Source organism: Frankia sp. CoWAU3 (assembly GCF_977971855.1).
Genome location: NZ_CDWWXB010000022.1, coordinates 16,053 through 18,692 on the forward strand (window position 1 = coordinate 16,053; position 2,640 = coordinate 18,692).

At 71.9% G+C, this 2,640-nt stretch carries 3 protein-coding genes; all 3 read left to right on the forward strand.

Going from position 1 to position 2,640, the window contains the following annotated elements:
* Positions 1-61: 61 nt before the first annotated feature.
* On the forward strand, positions 62-985 hold the full coding sequence (locus AC08ON_RS04160; protein ID WP_476606497.1) for an aspartate carbamoyltransferase catalytic subunit: 924 nt from the start codon (positions 62-64) through the stop codon (positions 983-985).
* The gene (locus AC08ON_RS04165) at positions 982-2,358 is read left to right on the forward strand and encodes a dihydroorotase (protein ID WP_476606496.1); all 1,377 of its coding nucleotides are present in this window, start codon (positions 982-984) and stop codon (positions 2,356-2,358) included. The genes AC08ON_RS04160 and AC08ON_RS04165 overlap by 4 nt, the downstream gene beginning before the upstream one ends.
* Positions 2,355-2,640 (forward strand): PH-like domain-containing protein (locus tag AC08ON_RS04170; protein ID WP_476616489.1); only part of this gene is annotated, 286 nt, incomplete at its 3' end. The genes AC08ON_RS04165 and AC08ON_RS04170, both read left to right, overlap by 4 nt.

Here is a 2,640-nt window from a genome sequence, read left to right on the forward strand (position 1 = left end):
AACCAGCCATGATCGGGGGAAGTGCCGTGCGGGGAGCACAAGCTGGGTTTGGGGGACGGGCGTGAACCGCCATCTCCTGTCGACCGAGGATCTCGACCGGGACGACGCGCTGCTGGTGCTGGACACCGCGGAACGGATGGCGCGGGTCGCCGAGGCATCGGTGCGCAAACTGCCGACCCTGCGGGGCCGCACCGTCGTCAACCTGTTCTTCGAGGACTCCACCCGCACCCGCACGTCCTTCGAGGTAGCCGCCAAGAGACTGTCGGCCGATGTGATCAATTTTTCGGCGCGCGGGTCAAGCGTGTCGAAGGGCGAAAGTCTGAAGGACACGGCGCAGACCCTTGAGGCGATGGGTGCCGACGCCGTGGTCTGCCGGCATGCCGCGAGTGGCGCGCCGCACCGACTGGCCTCCTGGGTACGCGGCAGCGTGGTGAACGCGGGAGACGGCACTCACGAGCACCCGACCCAGGCCCTGCTCGACGCCTTCACCATGCGCCGCCGGCTCGGCCGGATCGACGGCCTCGCCGTCACCATCGTCGGCGACGTGCTGCATTCCCGGGTGGCGCGATCGAACGTGTGGCTGCTCGCCACGCTGGGCGCGACGGTGACCGTCGTGGCCCCGCCGACGTTGTTGCCCCTCGGGATCTCCTCGTGGCCGGTCGAGGTGTCGTACAACCTCGACGCCGTGCTGCCCAAGAGCGACGTGGTGATGATGCTGCGGGTCCAGCGGGAGCGGATGCCCGCGGCCTTCTTCCCGACCGAACGGGAGTACAGCCGGCGCTACGGGCTGGATGCCGACCGGGCGGAGATGTTGCCCGACCACGCCCTGGTGATGCATCCCGGCCCAATGGTACGCGGGATGGAGATCGCCTCTCGGGTCGCCGACTCCGCCCGGTCGACAGTCGTGGAACAGGTTGCGAACGGGGTGAGCGTGCGGATGGCCGTGCTGTACCTGCTGCTGGGTGGTTCCGGGGAGGTCTCATGACGACGCCCGCGGCGGAGACGTCGGAGGAAACGCCGGTGGGGACGTCGGCGGGGACCTCCTGGGTCCTGCGGCGGGTCCGCCCGCTCGGCGAGGACCCCGTCGACGTCGTTCTCGCGGACGGGGTGGTGGTCGCCTGGCGACCGGCCGGCTCCACGCACGCCGGGGCCGGGGGACTGCCCGCCGGCACCACCGTGCTGGACACGGACGGGCTGATCCTGCTCCCCGGCCTGGTCGACCTGCACACCCACCTGCGGGAACCCGGCCGGGAGGACGCCGAGACGGTCGCCTCCGGCACCCGCGCCGCGGCCCTCGGTGGCTACACCACCGTGTTCGCGATGGCGAACACCAATCCGGTCGCCGACACCGCGGGGGTCGTCGAGCAGGTGTGGCGGCTCGGCCTGGACGCGGGTCACTGCGATGTCCGGCCGGTCGGCGCGGTCACCGTCGGGCTTGCCGGCGAGCGGCTCGCCGAACTCGGCGCCATGGCCTCCTCCGCGGCGGGCGTGCGGGTCTTCTCCGACGACGGGCACTGCGTGTCGGACGCGCTGCTCATGCGCCGGGCGCTGGAGTACGTCAAGGCGTTCGACGGGGTGATCGCCCAGCATGCGCAGGAACCGCGGCTGACCGAGAACGCCCAGATGAACGAGGGCACGGTGGCCGCCAGGCTGGGGCTGCCGGGGTGGCCCGCGGTCGCCGAGGAGGCGATCATCGCCCGGGACGCGCTGCTGGCCGGGCACGTAGGCTCCCGCCTGCACGTCTGTCACGTCTCCACCGCCGGATCGGTGGAGATCATCCGGTGGGCCAAGGCGAAGGGCTGGAACGTCACCGCCGAGGTGACCCCGCACCACCTGCTGCTCACCGACGACCTGGTCTGCTCGTTCGACCCGGTCTACAAGGTCAACCCGCCGCTGCGCACCGCCGAGGACGTCGCCGCGCTGCGCGCCGGGCTCGCCGACGGCACGATCGACTGCGTCGCCACCGACCACGCTCCGCACGCGCTGGAGGACAAGGAGACGGAGTGGGCCGCCGCGCGTCCCGGCATGCTCGGTCTCGAGACGGCGCTGTCGGTGGTCATCGAGACGATGGTCATCCCGGACCGGCTGGACTGGGCCGGGGTCGCCGAGCGGATGGCACTGGCCCCGGCAAGGATCGGTGGCCTGCCGCGAACCGCGGCCGAGGTGTGGAGTTCCATAGCAGTAGGCGCGCCCGCGACCGTCACCCTGCTTGACCCGGCGCCGTGGCGGATGGTCGAGCCGGACGCGCTCGCCAGCCGCAGCCGCAACACGCCCTATGCGGGCCGGTCGCTGCCGGGAACGATCCGCGCCACGTTCCTGCGGGGACGGCCCACCGTGCTCGACGGGAAGATCGTATGACTGTTTCGCGCGCGGCCCTGTCGGCTGCCGGGCCCGCCGTCGCCTTGGACCGGGCGCCGGATCGCCTGGGGCTGCACCTGCTTCTCCTGCTTGGCCTGTTGCTGGTGTTCGTCGCGGCGGTCGGTTCGATGCGACGGGCGTGGCGCAACCGGGCCGAGCGTCAGGAGGAGGACCTTCCCGAGCTGCCCGTCCCGCCGGCGGAACCAGGCACGGTGTTCGCCGCTCCGCTGCGCGGGATGTACCTCGGCACCGTCGACGCCGGGCACTGGCTGGAATGGATCG

Excerpts from the sequence above, each read along its gene's own strand:
- AC08ON_RS04165 (WP_476606496.1), top strand. The coding sequence starts at position 982 with ATGACGACGCCCGCGGCGGAGACGTCGGAGGAAACGCCGGTGGGGACG.